This window comes from Microbacterium saperdae (genome assembly GCF_006716345.1).
GTDB lineage: Bacteria > Actinomycetota > Actinomycetes > Actinomycetales > Microbacteriaceae > Microbacterium > Microbacterium saperdae.
In genome coordinates this window covers 804,047-816,561 of the sequence record NZ_VFOX01000002.1, presented here as the reverse complement: position 1 = coordinate 816,561, position 12,515 = coordinate 804,047, and the positions used below count along the sequence as shown (strand labels likewise).

At 71.1% G+C, this 12,515-nt stretch carries 10 protein-coding genes; 8 read left to right on the top strand and 2 right to left on the bottom strand.

The features are described from left to right. Positions 1-54: 54 nt before the first annotated feature. The 8 genes from FB560_RS18525 (at position 55) to FB560_RS18490 (ending at position 9,039) form a co-directional block, all read left to right on the top strand. The gene (locus tag FB560_RS18525; protein WP_141874181.1) at positions 55-1,230 is read left to right on the top strand and encodes an ROK family protein; all 1,176 of its coding nucleotides are present in this window, start codon (positions 55-57) and stop codon (positions 1,228-1,230) included. Positions 1,231-1,323: 93 nt separating this feature from the next. Next, positions 1,324-2,985 (top strand): glycoside hydrolase family 13 protein, encoded by a 1,662-nt coding sequence (locus tag FB560_RS18520; protein ID WP_141874180.1) that lies wholly within the window; start codon positions 1,324-1,326, stop codon positions 2,983-2,985. A 90-nt stretch (positions 2,986-3,075) separates the two neighbouring features. After that, positions 3,076-4,095 carry a LacI family DNA-binding transcriptional regulator gene (locus tag FB560_RS18515; RefSeq protein ID WP_141874179.1) on the top strand — a complete coding sequence of 340 codons (1,020 nt, stop codon included), beginning with the start codon at positions 3,076-3,078 and terminating at the stop codon, positions 4,093-4,095. 298 nt (positions 4,096-4,393) lie between these two features. After that, positions 4,394-4,747 (top strand): carboxymuconolactone decarboxylase family protein, encoded by a 354-nt coding sequence (locus tag FB560_RS18510; RefSeq protein ID WP_141874178.1) that lies wholly within the window; start codon positions 4,394-4,396, stop codon positions 4,745-4,747. A gap of 16 nt (positions 4,748-4,763) precedes the next feature. Continuing rightward, positions 4,764-5,828 (top strand): nucleoside hydrolase, encoded by a 1,065-nt coding sequence (locus FB560_RS18505; protein WP_170198212.1) that lies wholly within the window; start codon positions 4,764-4,766, stop codon positions 5,826-5,828. 3 nt (positions 5,829-5,831) lie between these two features. Beyond that, a complete protein-coding gene (locus tag FB560_RS18500) occupies positions 5,832-7,085 on the top strand; it encodes an acyl-CoA dehydrogenase family protein (protein ID WP_141874176.1) in 1,254 nt (417 codons plus the stop codon). Beyond that, a complete protein-coding gene (locus FB560_RS18495) occupies positions 7,082-8,350 on the top strand; it encodes an LLM class flavin-dependent oxidoreductase (protein ID WP_141874175.1) in 1,269 nt (422 codons plus the stop codon). The genes FB560_RS18500 and FB560_RS18495 overlap by 4 nt, the downstream gene beginning before the upstream one ends. Next, positions 8,347-9,039, top strand: coding sequence for an LLM class oxidoreductase (locus FB560_RS18490; RefSeq protein ID WP_141874174.1), 693 nt, complete (start codon positions 8,347-8,349; stop codon positions 9,037-9,039). Before FB560_RS18495 ends, FB560_RS18490 begins: the two co-directional genes overlap by 4 nt. Positions 9,040-9,129: 90 nt before the next feature. On the opposite strand, the gene FB560_RS18485 is transcribed toward FB560_RS18490, so the two are convergent. Both FB560_RS18485 and FB560_RS18480 read right to left on the bottom strand, forming a co-directional pair. Further along, complete coding sequence (locus FB560_RS18485) at positions 9,130-10,383, bottom strand: NtaA/DmoA family FMN-dependent monooxygenase (protein WP_141874173.1); 1,254 nt, start codon at positions 10,381-10,383, stop codon at positions 9,130-9,132. Then, positions 10,380-12,410, bottom strand: a complete 2,031-nt coding sequence (locus tag FB560_RS18480; RefSeq protein WP_141874172.1) for a hypothetical protein — start codon at positions 12,408-12,410, stop codon at positions 10,380-10,382. Before FB560_RS18480 ends, FB560_RS18485 begins: the two co-directional genes overlap by 4 nt. Between the last annotated feature and the right edge of the window lie 105 nt (positions 12,411-12,515).

Sequence of the window (12,515 nt, the reverse complement as noted above, 5' to 3'; positions counted from 1 at the left end):
ACGATGACTAACCAAACTTGACGTGAAAATCCGCTCCTCTACGTTCGGGAGACCATGACGACGACATCACGCTCCGGCGACCGGTCGCTGCTGAGACGCATGAACACGCACGCTGCGCTCCTCGGCATCCGCGACGGTCATCAGACGACGTCGACCTTGGCCGACCACCTGGGGATCTCCCGCACCGCCGTCGAGGACGTCATCCGCGATCTCGGCGAACTCGGCTGGATCACCCCGGCCGATGCGCCGGCCAGCGCCCGCCCCGGACGCCCGGCGCGGAGCTACCGCTTCGCCGCCGAGTCCGGGTACGTCGTGGGTGTCGACATCGGCGTGCACAAGATCCTCGGCACGGTCGCCGACCTCGACGGAGAACTCCGCGCGTCCCACAAGGTGTCCGTCGACGAGGACGCGAGCGCCACCGACCGCCTCGACCTCGCGACCGCTGTCGTGGAGGAGTGCCTCGCCCTGGCCGGCGTGGATGCCGATGCGGTCTGGTGCGCCGGCGTCGGCTCCCCCGGCGTGATCGACGCCGCCGGCACCGTCACCCGGTACGGCGGGAACGGCCTCCCCGGGTGGCTCGGCCTCGACCTCGCGACGACGCTGTCGTCGCGGTGGGGCATTCCGGTGCGCGTGGAGAGCGACAACAATCTCGGCACCATCGCCGAGCACTGGCGCGGCAGCGCACAGGATGCGCAGGATGTCGTCTACATCCTGTCCGGCAACCGGACCAGTGCGGGAATGCTGCTCGCCGGCTCCCTGTACCGCGGCCACAGCGGCGGGTCCGGTCTGGTCGGCGCACTCCCCCAGCTGGGCTGGGCCGATGCCCCGAGCCACGTCGCGGCGCTCGCCGGCAGCGGCGTCGAACCGACGCGCGAAGCCATGTTCCTCGCGGCCCGCGAAGGGCACCCGCAGGCGCTCGCCGCCCTCGACGGATTCGCGGGCAGCATCGCCACCGGCGTCGTGGCGATGTCGCTCGCGGTCGATCCGGAGCTGATCGTGCTCGGCGGCGGCATCTCCCGCGGGGGAGACGTCATCCTCGACGCGGTCCGCGCCCACATCGACCGCCTGCAGCCGCAGGCACCGCGCGTCGTGCTGTCGACTCTGGGCGACGAGTCGGTCGCGATGGGAGCGGTCAGGATCGCGCTCGATGCGATCGAGTCGCAGCTGCTCGCCTCCGTGCAGCAGGAGACCCGTTTCCCACCCCCCTCTCGGGGGATCCTGACCGCCTGAGAATGCCGCAACGCTCGCCATCGCCACAAGAAAATCGAACCGATTCGATCCCCGCCCTGGCAACCATGTAAGCGTTTGCACTAATCTGTTCCCATGGCACAGCTTGAGCAGATCGCAGCCCCCGGTTCCGAGTGGTGGCGCAGCGCCGTCATCTACCAGATCTACCCCCGTTCCTTCGCGGACGCGTCCGGCGACGGCATCGGCGATCTGCCGGGCATCACCAGCCGTCTGGACTCCCTGCAGGAGCTCGGCGTCGACGCCATCTGGCTGAGCCCGTTCATGACGAGCCCGCAGCGCGACGCGGGCTACGACGTGGCCGACTACCGCGACGTCGACCCGCTGTTCGGCACGCTGGCCGACTTCGACGAGATGCTGGCGCAGGCGCACGCCCGCGGCATCCGCGTCGTGGTGGACCTGGTCCCGAACCACTCGTCCGACCAGCACGTCTGGTTCCAGCAGGCACTCAAGGCCGCCCCCGGCAGCCCGGAGCGCGCGCGCTACATCTTCCGCGACGGCAAGGGCGAGAACGGCGAACTCCCCCCGAACAACTGGGAGTCCGTGTTCGGCGGCGGCATGTGGCAGCGCATCACCGAGGCCGACGGCACGCCCGGCCAGTGGTACCTGCACATCTTCGACCCCACGCAGCCCGACTTCGACTGGAACAACGAAGAGGTGCGCGAGGAGTTCCGCTCCATCCTGCGCTTCTGGCTCGACCGCGGTGTCGACGGCTTCCGCGTCGACGTCGCCCACGGCATGATCAAGGCCGAGGGCCTGCCCGACTACACGCCCCCGAGCGACGCCGACTCCATGGGCGGCGGCGAGGCGAACGTCCCGTACTGGGGCCAGGATGGCGTGCACGACATCTACCGCGACTGGCACAAGGTGCTCGCCGAGTACGACGGTGACCGCGCCCTGTGCGGCGAGGCCTGGATGCCGACGCTGAAGCAGACCGCCCTCTGGGTGCGTCCGGACGAGATGCACCAGACCTTCAACTTCCCGTACCTGATGACGTCGTGGCACGCGAAGGACCTCGGCGACGTCATCCGCGAATCGCTCGAGGAGTTCGGCGGCGTCGGAGCGCCCAGCACCTGGGTGCTCTCGAACCACGACGTCGTGCGGCACGCCTCGCGCCTCGCGCTCACCGCCGACAACCCGCAGGGCGAGGGCATCGGCCCGAAGACCCCGCACAAGCCCGACACCGCGATCGGTCTGGCCCGCGCCCGCGCGGCGACCACGCTGATGCTGGCGCTGCCCGGATCCGCGTACCTGTACCAGGGCGAGGAGCTCGGCCTGCCCGAGGCGATGGAGATCCCCGACGAGTTCCGTCAGGACCCGACCTGGTTCCGCACCCAGCACGAGCGCTACGGTCGCGACGGATGCCGCGTCCCGCTGCCCTGGGAGGCGGATGCTCCGGCGTTCGGCTTCAACACCACGAATCTGTCGTGGCTGCCGCAGCCGGCGGAGTGGGCGACCTACGCCCGCGATGTCGAAGAGGCCGACCCCACGTCGACCCTGTCGCTCTACAAGGAGCTGCTGGCCGCTCGCCGAGCACACGGCTTCGGCTCCGGCTCGCTGGTCTGGGAAGAGGCCGGGGATGACGCCGTGGCCTTCCGCCGCGGTGACGTGCACGTCGTCGCGAACCTCGGCAGCGCCCCGCTCGAGCTCCCCGCCGGAGCATCGATCGTGCTGAAGAGCCAGCCGTTCGAGGGCTCCTCCCTCCCGGTCGACACCGCCGTCTGGTACACCCAGGCCTGACACCGCTTCCCGCTCCGGTCGCGGATCCTGTCGCTGCTCGCTCGGCAGCCGACGGAATCCGCGACCGGAAGGGAATCGACAGAGGAACACATGGCGAGCATCGATGAAGTCGCCCGCATGGCAGGGGTCTCCACCGCCACCGTCTCACGCGCCCTCAGCGGTCGCGGTCACGTGTCGGAGGCCGCGCGCCAGCGCGTGCAGGCAGCCGCCGACGCGCTCGGCTATGTCGTGTCTTCGCGCGCGTCGAGCCTCGCCTCGGGGCGCACGCGGAACATCGGCGTGGTCGTGCCGTTCCTCGACCGCTGGTTCTTCAGCACCGTGCTCTCCGGCGTCTCCGCCGCGCTGATGCGCGAGGGCTACGACATCACGCTGTACAACATCACGGCCGACAAGGACGTGCGTCGACACGTGTTCGACACCTTCCTGCGTCGCCAGCGGGTGGATGCCGTGATCGCGGTGTCGATCGAGCTCGACGAGGACGAGACGCAGTACCTGCTCGACCTCGGGCTCCCGGTCATCGCGATCGGCGGGCCGAACCCGAAGCTCGACACCCTGACGGTCGACGACGTCGCGGTGGCCCAGCTCGCGACCGAGCACCTGATCAGCCTCGGGCACACCGACATCGCGCACATCGGGGCGAACCCCGAGTTCGACCTCGACTTCCACATCCCCACCAACCGCCGCCTGGGCTTCGAGCGGGCGCTGGCGACGGCCGGCATCCCCCTGAACTCGGCGTTCCTGGAGCCGGCCGACTTCACGGTCGAAGGCGGATACCGCGCGGCCAAGCAGCTGCTCGGACGCCCCGGACCGCGACCGACCGCCGTGTTCGCCGCATCGGACGAGATGGCGATCGGCGCGCTGCTCGCCGCCCGCGACCTGGGCTTCCGCGTGCCGGAGGACCTGTCGATCGTCGGCATCGACGGCCACGAGCTGGGCGAGTTCTTCCGCCTCACCACTGTCGACCAGTTCCCGCTCGGCCAGGGCGAACGGGCAGCCGATGCCGTGCTCGCCAAGCTCACCGCGCCGGATGCCGTGCGCATCCCCTCGGCCCTGCCGTACGAGCTCAACGTGCGCGGCACCACCTCGCGCCTGCCGTCGACCCGCGTCTGAGACGCCGCTTCAGAGCACGTTCGTACGCGCTGGTCCTCCACAACTCCGGAGAAACGCGCGGCCGGTGGCCGTATGCAGCTCTCGATCTCCGTTGACCTGTCGAATCTCCGGAGTTGTGGAGGCCTCCGCGCGGGCGGGGTTTCCCCGCATGACCCCATGTTGCGCTCTGAGATGCGCCCGGATGCCCGGGGTTCTAGCGTCGCGGTAGACCCTCTTCCCTCGGTGAGCCCGCGCGCCCGCGCGCACGCGACACCTCGGGAGGAGCACCCGCCCGAGAGCAGAGAGCAGAGAGCAGAGCATGAGCGCGTACTTCGACAGCGAAGCCGACAAGACCTACACGAAGGTCTACAAGGAGCACACCCCCGACATCCTCGCCGCGTTCGCCGCGTTCGACAGCGCGGTCTTCGCCTCGGATGAGAAGCGTGCGATCCCGCTGAAGTACCGGGAACTGATCGCTCTGGCCGTGGGCATCACCACCCAGTGCGTGTACTGCATCGACGCGCACTCCCAGAAGGCCGTCGCCGCGGGCGCCGATGAGGCCGAGCTCGCCGAAGCCGCCTGGGTCGCGACCGCGATCCGCGCCGGTGGTGGCTTCGCGCATGGACGCCTGGCGTTCAAGCTGGCCGAGCCCGCGCACGAGCACCAGCACTGAGCCGCGAGACCTGCGCATGTCAGCTCCCGCTTTCGCCCCCGAGAAGCAGTGGATCGTCGTCGACACCGACACCGGCATCGATGACGCGCACTCCCTGCTCTACCTCCTGGCCCAGCCCGACGTCGAGATCGTCGGCATCACCACCATCTACGGCAACTGCTCCGTCGAGGACTCCGCCCGCAACGTGGCCTACGTGCTCGATGTGGCCGATGCCACCGGCATCCCGATCTACGGCGGGGCCGATGCCCCGCTCGACGGCGACGCCTCGATCGCCTGGTTCGTGCACGGACACGACGGTCTCGGCGACCGCGGCCTGGTGCGTCCGGAGCCGACGCTCGAGGCCGAGTCGGCCGCCGACTACCTGGTGCGCATCGCGAACGAGCACCCCGGCCAGATCGACCTGCACCCGTTGGGCCCGCTGACGAACATCGCTCTCGCGCTCGAGAAGGATCCGGAGCTGTTCCTCAAGTTCCGGTCCGTCGTCATCATGGGCGGCGCCGGTCCGTACCCGGCGCCGGGCACTCCGACCGTCACCGATGCGAACACCCACAACGACCGTGCGGCGGCCGAGCGCGTGTTCGGGGCCGTGAACCGCGGCAACGTGATCATGGTCGGCGTGAACGTGACATCGCAGGCGCTGCTCGAGGAGCACGTCACCGCGACGCTCCTGGGCTCTGATCTGCCCGCGGCGCAGTTCGCCGGCACGATCCTCGACGCGTACAACGACTTCTACCAGTACAAGTGGGGACGCCGGATCTCGGCCGCCCACGACGGGCTGTCGTCGGTGATCCTGCACCGTCCCGAGATCGTCACGGGCTGGATCGAGGGGCCCGTGGACTTCACGCCGGCCGCCGGTTCGCTGGCCACCCGCGTCGCGCTCACGAGCGACGGACTGCCGTTGGTCTGGGGCACGCCGGAGGGCCCGTCGACGCGCGCGATCACGTCGTTCGACCTGGCCGAGTTCCGCCGCCGCTTCGTGCACGCACTGGCCTACGGCCGCACGCGTCCCGCGCTCGACCCGGCAGGGCGCACGGCGCCAGCCGCGTGGCCGAACTCGGGTCCGTCGGGCGAGAAGGGCTGACGGATGCCGGAGGATCTGCTCGCGTTCACCTCGGTCGCCGACGTGGGCGTCACGCTGCCCACCGTCGGTGAGATCGACGAGGTCATCGCCCGCATCGCGGCGGCGGCTGCGACGCGGGATCACGATGGCGACCCCGAGCAGGGCCTCCGCGCCGAGGTGCGCGAGCTCGCCGCCCTCGGGCTCACGGCTGCACGGCTGCCCGTGTCGGTCGGCGGCGCGGGTCTCAGCTATGCGCAGCTCGTCGACCTGCAGATCCTCCTGGCACGCGCCGACTCGAACGTCACCCAGAGCCTGCGCACGCATTTCACGACCAGCGACCGCGCCGCCCGCGCGATCGCACGCGGTGAGACGGATGCCGCCGCCACCGAGATCGCCGCCGGCCGGATCTACGCCGGAGCGACCACCGAGGGCGAAGGGGCGATCGGGACGGTCGGCACGACGCTGCGGACGGATGCCGACGGCGTGCTGCGCGTGAACGGCCGCAAGGCCTACGCCACCGGCACCGGCTACGCGGACTGGATCTCGGTGCTGGTCTCCGACGAGGAAGGCCGGCATCTGGTCGCGCTGGTGGCTGCGGATGCCGATGGCGTCGTACTCCACGACGACTGGGACGGCATCGGGCAACGACTGACGACCTCCGGCACCGTCGAGTTCACGGATGTCGCGGTCGACCCTGCCCGCGTGCGCGTGGGTGAGGGCTCGCGTGCGGATCGTCTGGGCAACCTCGACGCCGTGCTCCAGCTCACTCACCTGGCGACCCTGGCCGGCATCGCATTGCGCACCCGCGACGACGCGATCGCCTGGCTGCGCTCACGCACCCGCACCTTCAGCCACGCCTCGACCGCGGTGCCCGCCGAGGACCCGCAGCTGCAGGAGCGCATCGGCACACTCGACGGGCTGGTGCAGGCCGTCGTCGCCTCGGTGCGAGCCGCGGCCGTGCTGCTCGGCGCGGATCTGGAGCGTCCGCTCGAGGCGCAGACCGGCGACGGGCATCTGGCGGTGACGCGTGCGCAGGTGATCGTGCCCTCGCTGGTGCTGCAGGCCGCGCAGAGCGTGTTCGACCTGGGCGGCGGCTCACTGGTCGACGGGCGTCTCGCGCTCGACCGGCACTGGCGCAACGCGCGCACGCTCAGCAACCACAATCCGGTGCATCTCAAGGCGCGGTCTCTCGGTGAGCGCGCACTGCTCGGGAACGATCTGCCGGAGATCTGGTACGTCGGCACCGGACGCATCGACGCCGGGAAAGTGACCCGATGAGCCGTCCGCTCGTGCTCGGTGCGAACGTCTACGACTACGGCACGGATGCCGGCGCATGGCGGGCACCGGGCGAGGATCCGCTCCGGGTGCTCGACGCGGACTTCTGGCGCGACGCGGCCCGCACGGCCGAAGACGCCGGGATGCACGCGATCTTCCTCGCCGACTCCCCCGGTCTCGCGTCGAACCCGGCCATCCGTCCGAACCGTCTCGTCGAACCGCTCTCGGCGCTGGCCACGGTCGCCGCCGAGACCGAGCACCTCGGCATCATCTCGACCGTGTCGACCAGTACCAACGACCCCGTCGAGCTCGCACGGCGCCTGCTGTCGGTCGGCGCGTTCAGCGGCGCGCGCTTCGGATGGAACGTCGTCACGGGTGTCACCGGCACCGCGCTCACCGACTTCGGCTACACCGCCGACCCCGGGCGCGAAGAGCGCTACGCCCGCGCCGAGGAGTTCGTCGACGCGTACAGCGCGTTCCTCGCGGCGGTCCGCGACGACACCGACTATGTGCACGACGGCCCGCTCTTCGGCGAATCGATCGCCCGCGCCGAGCTCGGGGTCGACCCCGCGATCCGCGCGCTGCTGCCGGACGTCGCTCCCCTGGTCGTGCAGGCCGGAGGATCGCCGCGCGGACGCCAGCTCGCGGCCGCGAGCGCCGAGGCCGTGTTCGCCGCCGAGACCGTCCGCGAGACGGCCGCCGCGAACGCCGCCGACCTGCGACGCCGATCCGCCGAACTCGGACGCCCCGCACCGCTCGTGCTGCCGGGCATCCATCTGGTCGTCGGCTCGACCGAGGAGGAGGCGGAGCGCCGCTTCCAGGTGATCCACGACCGCAGCCCCGAAGGCTACGTGCTCAAGCGCTTCACGGCGATGTTCGGCATCGACGACGCCCGCCTCGACCTCGACGCGCCCGCGGAAGAGGAGATCGCCCGGCTGTCGGGAGACCCCTCGGCTGCGCCCGTCGGGTTCCGCCAGGCGATCGCCTCCTACGGCGCCGCCGGCAACCTCACGGTGCGCGAACTGCTGCGGTACTTCGCCGGGTTCGGACACCAGCTCTTCGTGGGCACGCCCGAGAAGCTGGTCGACATCATGACCGACTGGGTGGATGCCGGAGCTGCAGACGGCTTCAACCTGCTGTTCGACACGAACCCGTGGGGGCTGCGGGAGTTCGCCGAGCACGTGACCCCCGTGCTGCGCGCCCGCGGGCTGCTGGTCGATCACCCGGATCAACCGTTCACGGCCTGGATGAGGGATGCCCGCCGATGACCCGTCTGCTGCGTGTCGACGACGCGACCCTCGCCGCCTTCGCCCTGCGCTCCGGTGCCGGGCGCGCGTCGCGCTCCGCCCTGGGCGCCGAGCTGGATGCCGCCGCCGACGTGCTGCTGCTCGGCGACCTCGACGGTGTGTCGCCCGACCGCACCGCGGCCGCGGCGGCGTTGCTCGCGATCACCCGCCGTGTCGTGGTGGTGCCGATCATTGCGGCGCGGCAGCATCCGGTGAACCTGGCCCGCGTCGCCGCCACACTCTCGAACCTGCACGGTCGCCGCGTCGGACTCGCCGGGCGTGCGGCCGAAGAGCTGTCGCTGATCTCGCAGCTCTGGGAGAGTTGGCCGCTCGACACGATCATCGGCGACGCCGAGGCCGGCGTGTACGTCGACGACAGCCGCATCGTGCGCATCAGCGACTCCGAGCATCCGATGATCGGGGGGCCGTTGACGCTGCCGGTGGACGTGCACGACAAGCCCGTGACCGTGCTGCTGGCGTCGTCGGGAGTGGCGGGTGCACGCGTGGATATCGTCCTCGACGCGGCAGCCGTGCCGATGTGGGGTTCGGATGGCGGTGCGGCGGAAGCGAGTACCGGGGGCGCCCGCGCGGTGTTCGGGCTCGGACCGTCGGTGCCGTTCGCGGTCGGCGCCCCCGCGTTCTCCGGCTCCGGCCGGCTCGACCAGGTCTGAGCGCCCGTTCCGAAGGAGAACGCACGATACGCAGGCCCGCTGCAGCCAAACACTCCTTCGTATCGCGAGATCTCCTTCGCGACGGATGGCCTATGGCCGCCGGAAGCGCTCCAGGATGCCGCCGTCGCGGTACTCGCGGCGGAAGATGCCGCGGCGCTGCAGCTCGGGCACGACCTGATCCACGAAGTCCGTGAGGCCGGAGGGGAACAGGTCGAGCATGATGTTGAAGCCGTCCGCGGAGCCGCTGCGGAACCAGTCCTCCATGGTGTCGGCGATCTGCTCCGGCGTGCCGGCGAGGAAGCGCTGGCCGTAGCCGCCGAAGTCGCGCAGCAGGCGGCGCACGGTCGGACGATCGGCGCGGATGCGTTCGACCAGCACCCGGCGGTACGCGGTCGACCATCCGGCGTCCTGCTGCTCGGCATCGATCAGCAGCTGCTCGGGCACGGGGGCGTCGAGGTCGAGGCCCGAGAAGTCGGCACCGAGCGCCTTGGACAGCTCGTTGAGGCTGTAGGTCGCGGGCGCCAGGTGCTCCCAGTGGTCGAAGCGGTCCCAGGCCTCCTGCTCGGTGCTGCCGATCACGACCGCCAGTCCGGGGAACACCCGCACATCCTCGGCCGAGCGACCTGCGTCGACCGCATAGCCGCGGATCTTCTGGCGGTGTTCGGCGGCAGAGGCCGGGTCGTGGTCGACCGAGTAGACCCCGTCGGCGACGAGTCCGGCGAGGCGCCAGCCCGGTTCCGATCCTCCGGCCTGCACGATCGCCGGGCGGTCGGCGACCAGACGTTCCATCTCGAGCCCGGCGCGCACCGAGAACGAGCCGTCGTGCGCGACGATCGCCTCCGTCCCGGCGGTCTCCCACAGGCGCTTGACGACCGTGACGAACTCCTCGGCGCGGGCGTAGCGCACCTCGCGCGCCGGGAGCTCCGAGATGCCGAAGTTGCGGACGGCCTCCGGGTCCCAGCTCGTCACGGCGTTCCAGGCGAAGCGTCCGCCGGTCGCGGTGTGCAGCGCCCAGAGCCGGCGGGCCAGTTCGACGGGCTCGTTGAGCGTGGTCGAGGCGGTCGCGACGAAACCGAGGTGATCTGTGACCGCGGCCATCGCCGGCACCAGCACGCCCGGGTCGAGGTACTGCACCGGGCGGCTGCGGGGGTCGGTGATCGCGGGTCGGTCGGCGAGGAAGATCGCGTCGACCAGGCCGCGCTCGGCGATGCGGGCGACCTCCTGCCAGTGCGCGAGGTCGACGATCGCGTCGGGACGGATGTCGGGGGCACGCCAGGCGGCCGGACGCTGCCCGACCCCGAGCACGTTGATGTTGACCGTGAGCAGTCGATCGTCGGTGGTCATGATGCTTCCGTCTCTCCGCCGCGCTCGAACCTCGCCGACGCTCCCGGCAATTCGTACAGGGCCGGTGCGGGCAGCCGCAGTCGTTCGCGCAGGGTCTGCGGTGCGACCGCCTCCGCAGCCGGGAGGCTCGCGGCGATCCGGAGCAGGGCGTCGATGTCGGAGACCTGCTGCGCGTGCGCGAGGGCATGGCCGGCGGCATCCGCGTGCGGGAGCACCCACGCGCCGTCCTGGCGCACGAGCAGATCCACATAGCGGTGCACGTCCCCGAAGCGGCGCGACGACACGAACACCGGCAGGTGCTGCGGGCTGCTCGGCACGTTCAGCGGGCCCGCGGTGGGGTAGGCGCCGTCGGCACCGATGCGACGGATCGACTCGGTCTGCGCGAAGTGCGGGGCGCCGGCATCCGCGGCGATGCTCTCCTGCGGCCAGCTGCGCAGGAGCTGCTGGACCACGCGGATGCGGTCGCGCTCGTCGTCGTCTTCCGTGGTGCCGTCGTCGAGCACCCAGGCGGTCCGTCCGGCCGACAGCTGCTCCAGCGAGGCGATACGCCGGGCGAGGTTGTACGGGTGTCCGGTGTCGCCGAGGTCGGAGGTGCCGATCGCGAACCACGCGGTCGGCAGGCGATGCAGCAGGGTCGCGATCGCCACGGCCGCGTCGAAGCGGGCGCCGGGGCGCTCGTCGAGCTGGAGCAGCACGGGCTCGCGGTCGCGGAACGCCGCGCTCACCCGGTCGAGGTCGGCACGGTCGGCGGTCAGCCGGGCCACGAGCGCGGCGTCGAGACGCACGACGGTCAGCGGACGGATGCCGTCGGCGATGGCCTGCGCGACGGCGACCTCGCGGTCGGCGGGCTCGGCGATGCGGTCGATCGCGTAGATCTCGCGGTCGGCGATCGCGCGCAGCCGGTGCAGCACCGGGTTGTGCGTGGAGAGTGTCTGGGCGTTGCGCCAGAAGCGGTCGAGGCGCAGGGCGCTGCGGAGCTCCTGCGTCTCGGCGACGTCCTCCAGCTGCGCGGGCAGCGCCATCAGGCGATCCGCCGCCTCGATGATCTGCTCCACCATCACGGCCTGGGCCTGGAAGACCGCGTTCACGGCGTCATCCGCGAGTTCCTCCGCGTCGTCCGCTCCCGCGATGATCGCCTGGTGCGCGATCTCGGTGAGGCGTCCGATCTCGCCGAGCGAGGCGCGGGCAGAAGCGACGAGTGCGCTGATACGGCCGTAGCCCTCGAGCACCAGGATCGGCGAGCCGCCGTGCGCGCGGTCGATCAGCGAGACGAGCTCTTCTGCGGCGGCGCGGGTGGCCTCGCCGATGCCGACCAGCACGCCGAGCAGCATCAGCTGCTGCCATCCCGGGGTGCCGAGGTGCTGCGTGTCGAACGGGGCGATGTCGTCGGGGTCGACCGGAGCGCCGTCGAGCACCGTGGCGCCGCTGGCGGTGGCGCGCTGGCCGAACCCGGTCCAGTCGTCGAGCAGGGTCACACCGGGGGCGTCCGTGCGCAGGGCGGCGATCACGAGGTCGCCGTCATCGTCGACCGCGCTGTACTCCAGCCAGTCGGCGTAGCGGCTGCCGGTCGAGTAGAACTTGCGGCCCGTGAGCGTGGGCGACCCGCTCGCGGTGGACAGGCGCGTGGTGAAGACGTCCGGGCCGGAGCCGTCGGCCTCGGTCCATCCGCCGCCGATGATCGCGCCCGCGGCGACGCGCGAGATCCAGCGGTCGCGCAGGGGACCGGCCGGCGACTTCACGTGGCGTTCGGTCGCGAGCACGTGCGTGCGCCAGCTCTGCGCGAGGTTCGAGTCCGCGGCTGCGATCGCGACGAACGCGTCGAGCAGATCGAGCACGTCTCCGCCCAGACCGCCCTCGGCGACCGGCACACGGATGCGGCCGAAGCCGGCAGCGGCGAGGCGGGTGAAGAAGCTCTTCGGCAGCTCCGGCGCATCGGCGATGCTCGCCTGGCGGATCTGGTCGAGAAGGTCAGGGACGCCGGGGGTTCTCCGCGCCCAATCGAGGGAGCCGAACGGACGGGAGGTCATGCCTTCAGCGTAGCCAGCGTCGTCGCGGCGGGGCGGTCACGTTAACGCGCATGACGGCGATGACGGATGCGGTTCGATACAGTCGGAGCTCCGCCCCGAGGAGAT

Coding starts and splice junctions, on each gene's coding strand:
- FB560_RS18525 (WP_141874181.1), top strand. CDS start 55: ATGACGACGACATCACGCTCCGGCGACCGGTCGCTGCTGAGACGCATG.
- FB560_RS18495 (WP_141874175.1), top strand. CDS start 7,082: ATGAGCCGTCCGCTCGTGCTCGGTGCGAACGTCTACGACTACGGCACG.
- FB560_RS18490 (WP_141874174.1), top strand. CDS start 8,347: ATGACCCGTCTGCTGCGTGTCGACGACGCGACCCTCGCCGCCTTCGCC.
- FB560_RS18515 (WP_141874179.1), top strand. CDS start 3,076: ATGGCGAGCATCGATGAAGTCGCCCGCATGGCAGGGGTCTCCACCGCC.
- FB560_RS18480 (WP_141874172.1), bottom strand. CDS start 12,410: ATGACCTCCCGTCCGTTCGGCTCCCTCGATTGGGCGCGGAGAACCCCC.
- FB560_RS18500 (WP_141874176.1), top strand. CDS start 5,832: ATGCCGGAGGATCTGCTCGCGTTCACCTCGGTCGCCGACGTGGGCGTC.
- FB560_RS18485 (WP_141874173.1), bottom strand. CDS start 10,383: ATGACCACCGACGATCGACTGCTCACGGTCAACATCAACGTGCTCGGG.
- FB560_RS18520 (WP_141874180.1), top strand. CDS start 1,324: ATGGCACAGCTTGAGCAGATCGCAGCCCCCGGTTCCGAGTGGTGGCGC.
- FB560_RS18505 (WP_170198212.1), top strand. CDS start 4,764: ATGTCAGCTCCCGCTTTCGCCCCCGAGAAGCAGTGGATCGTCGTCGAC.
- FB560_RS18510 (WP_141874178.1), top strand. CDS start 4,394: ATGAGCGCGTACTTCGACAGCGAAGCCGACAAGACCTACACGAAGGTC.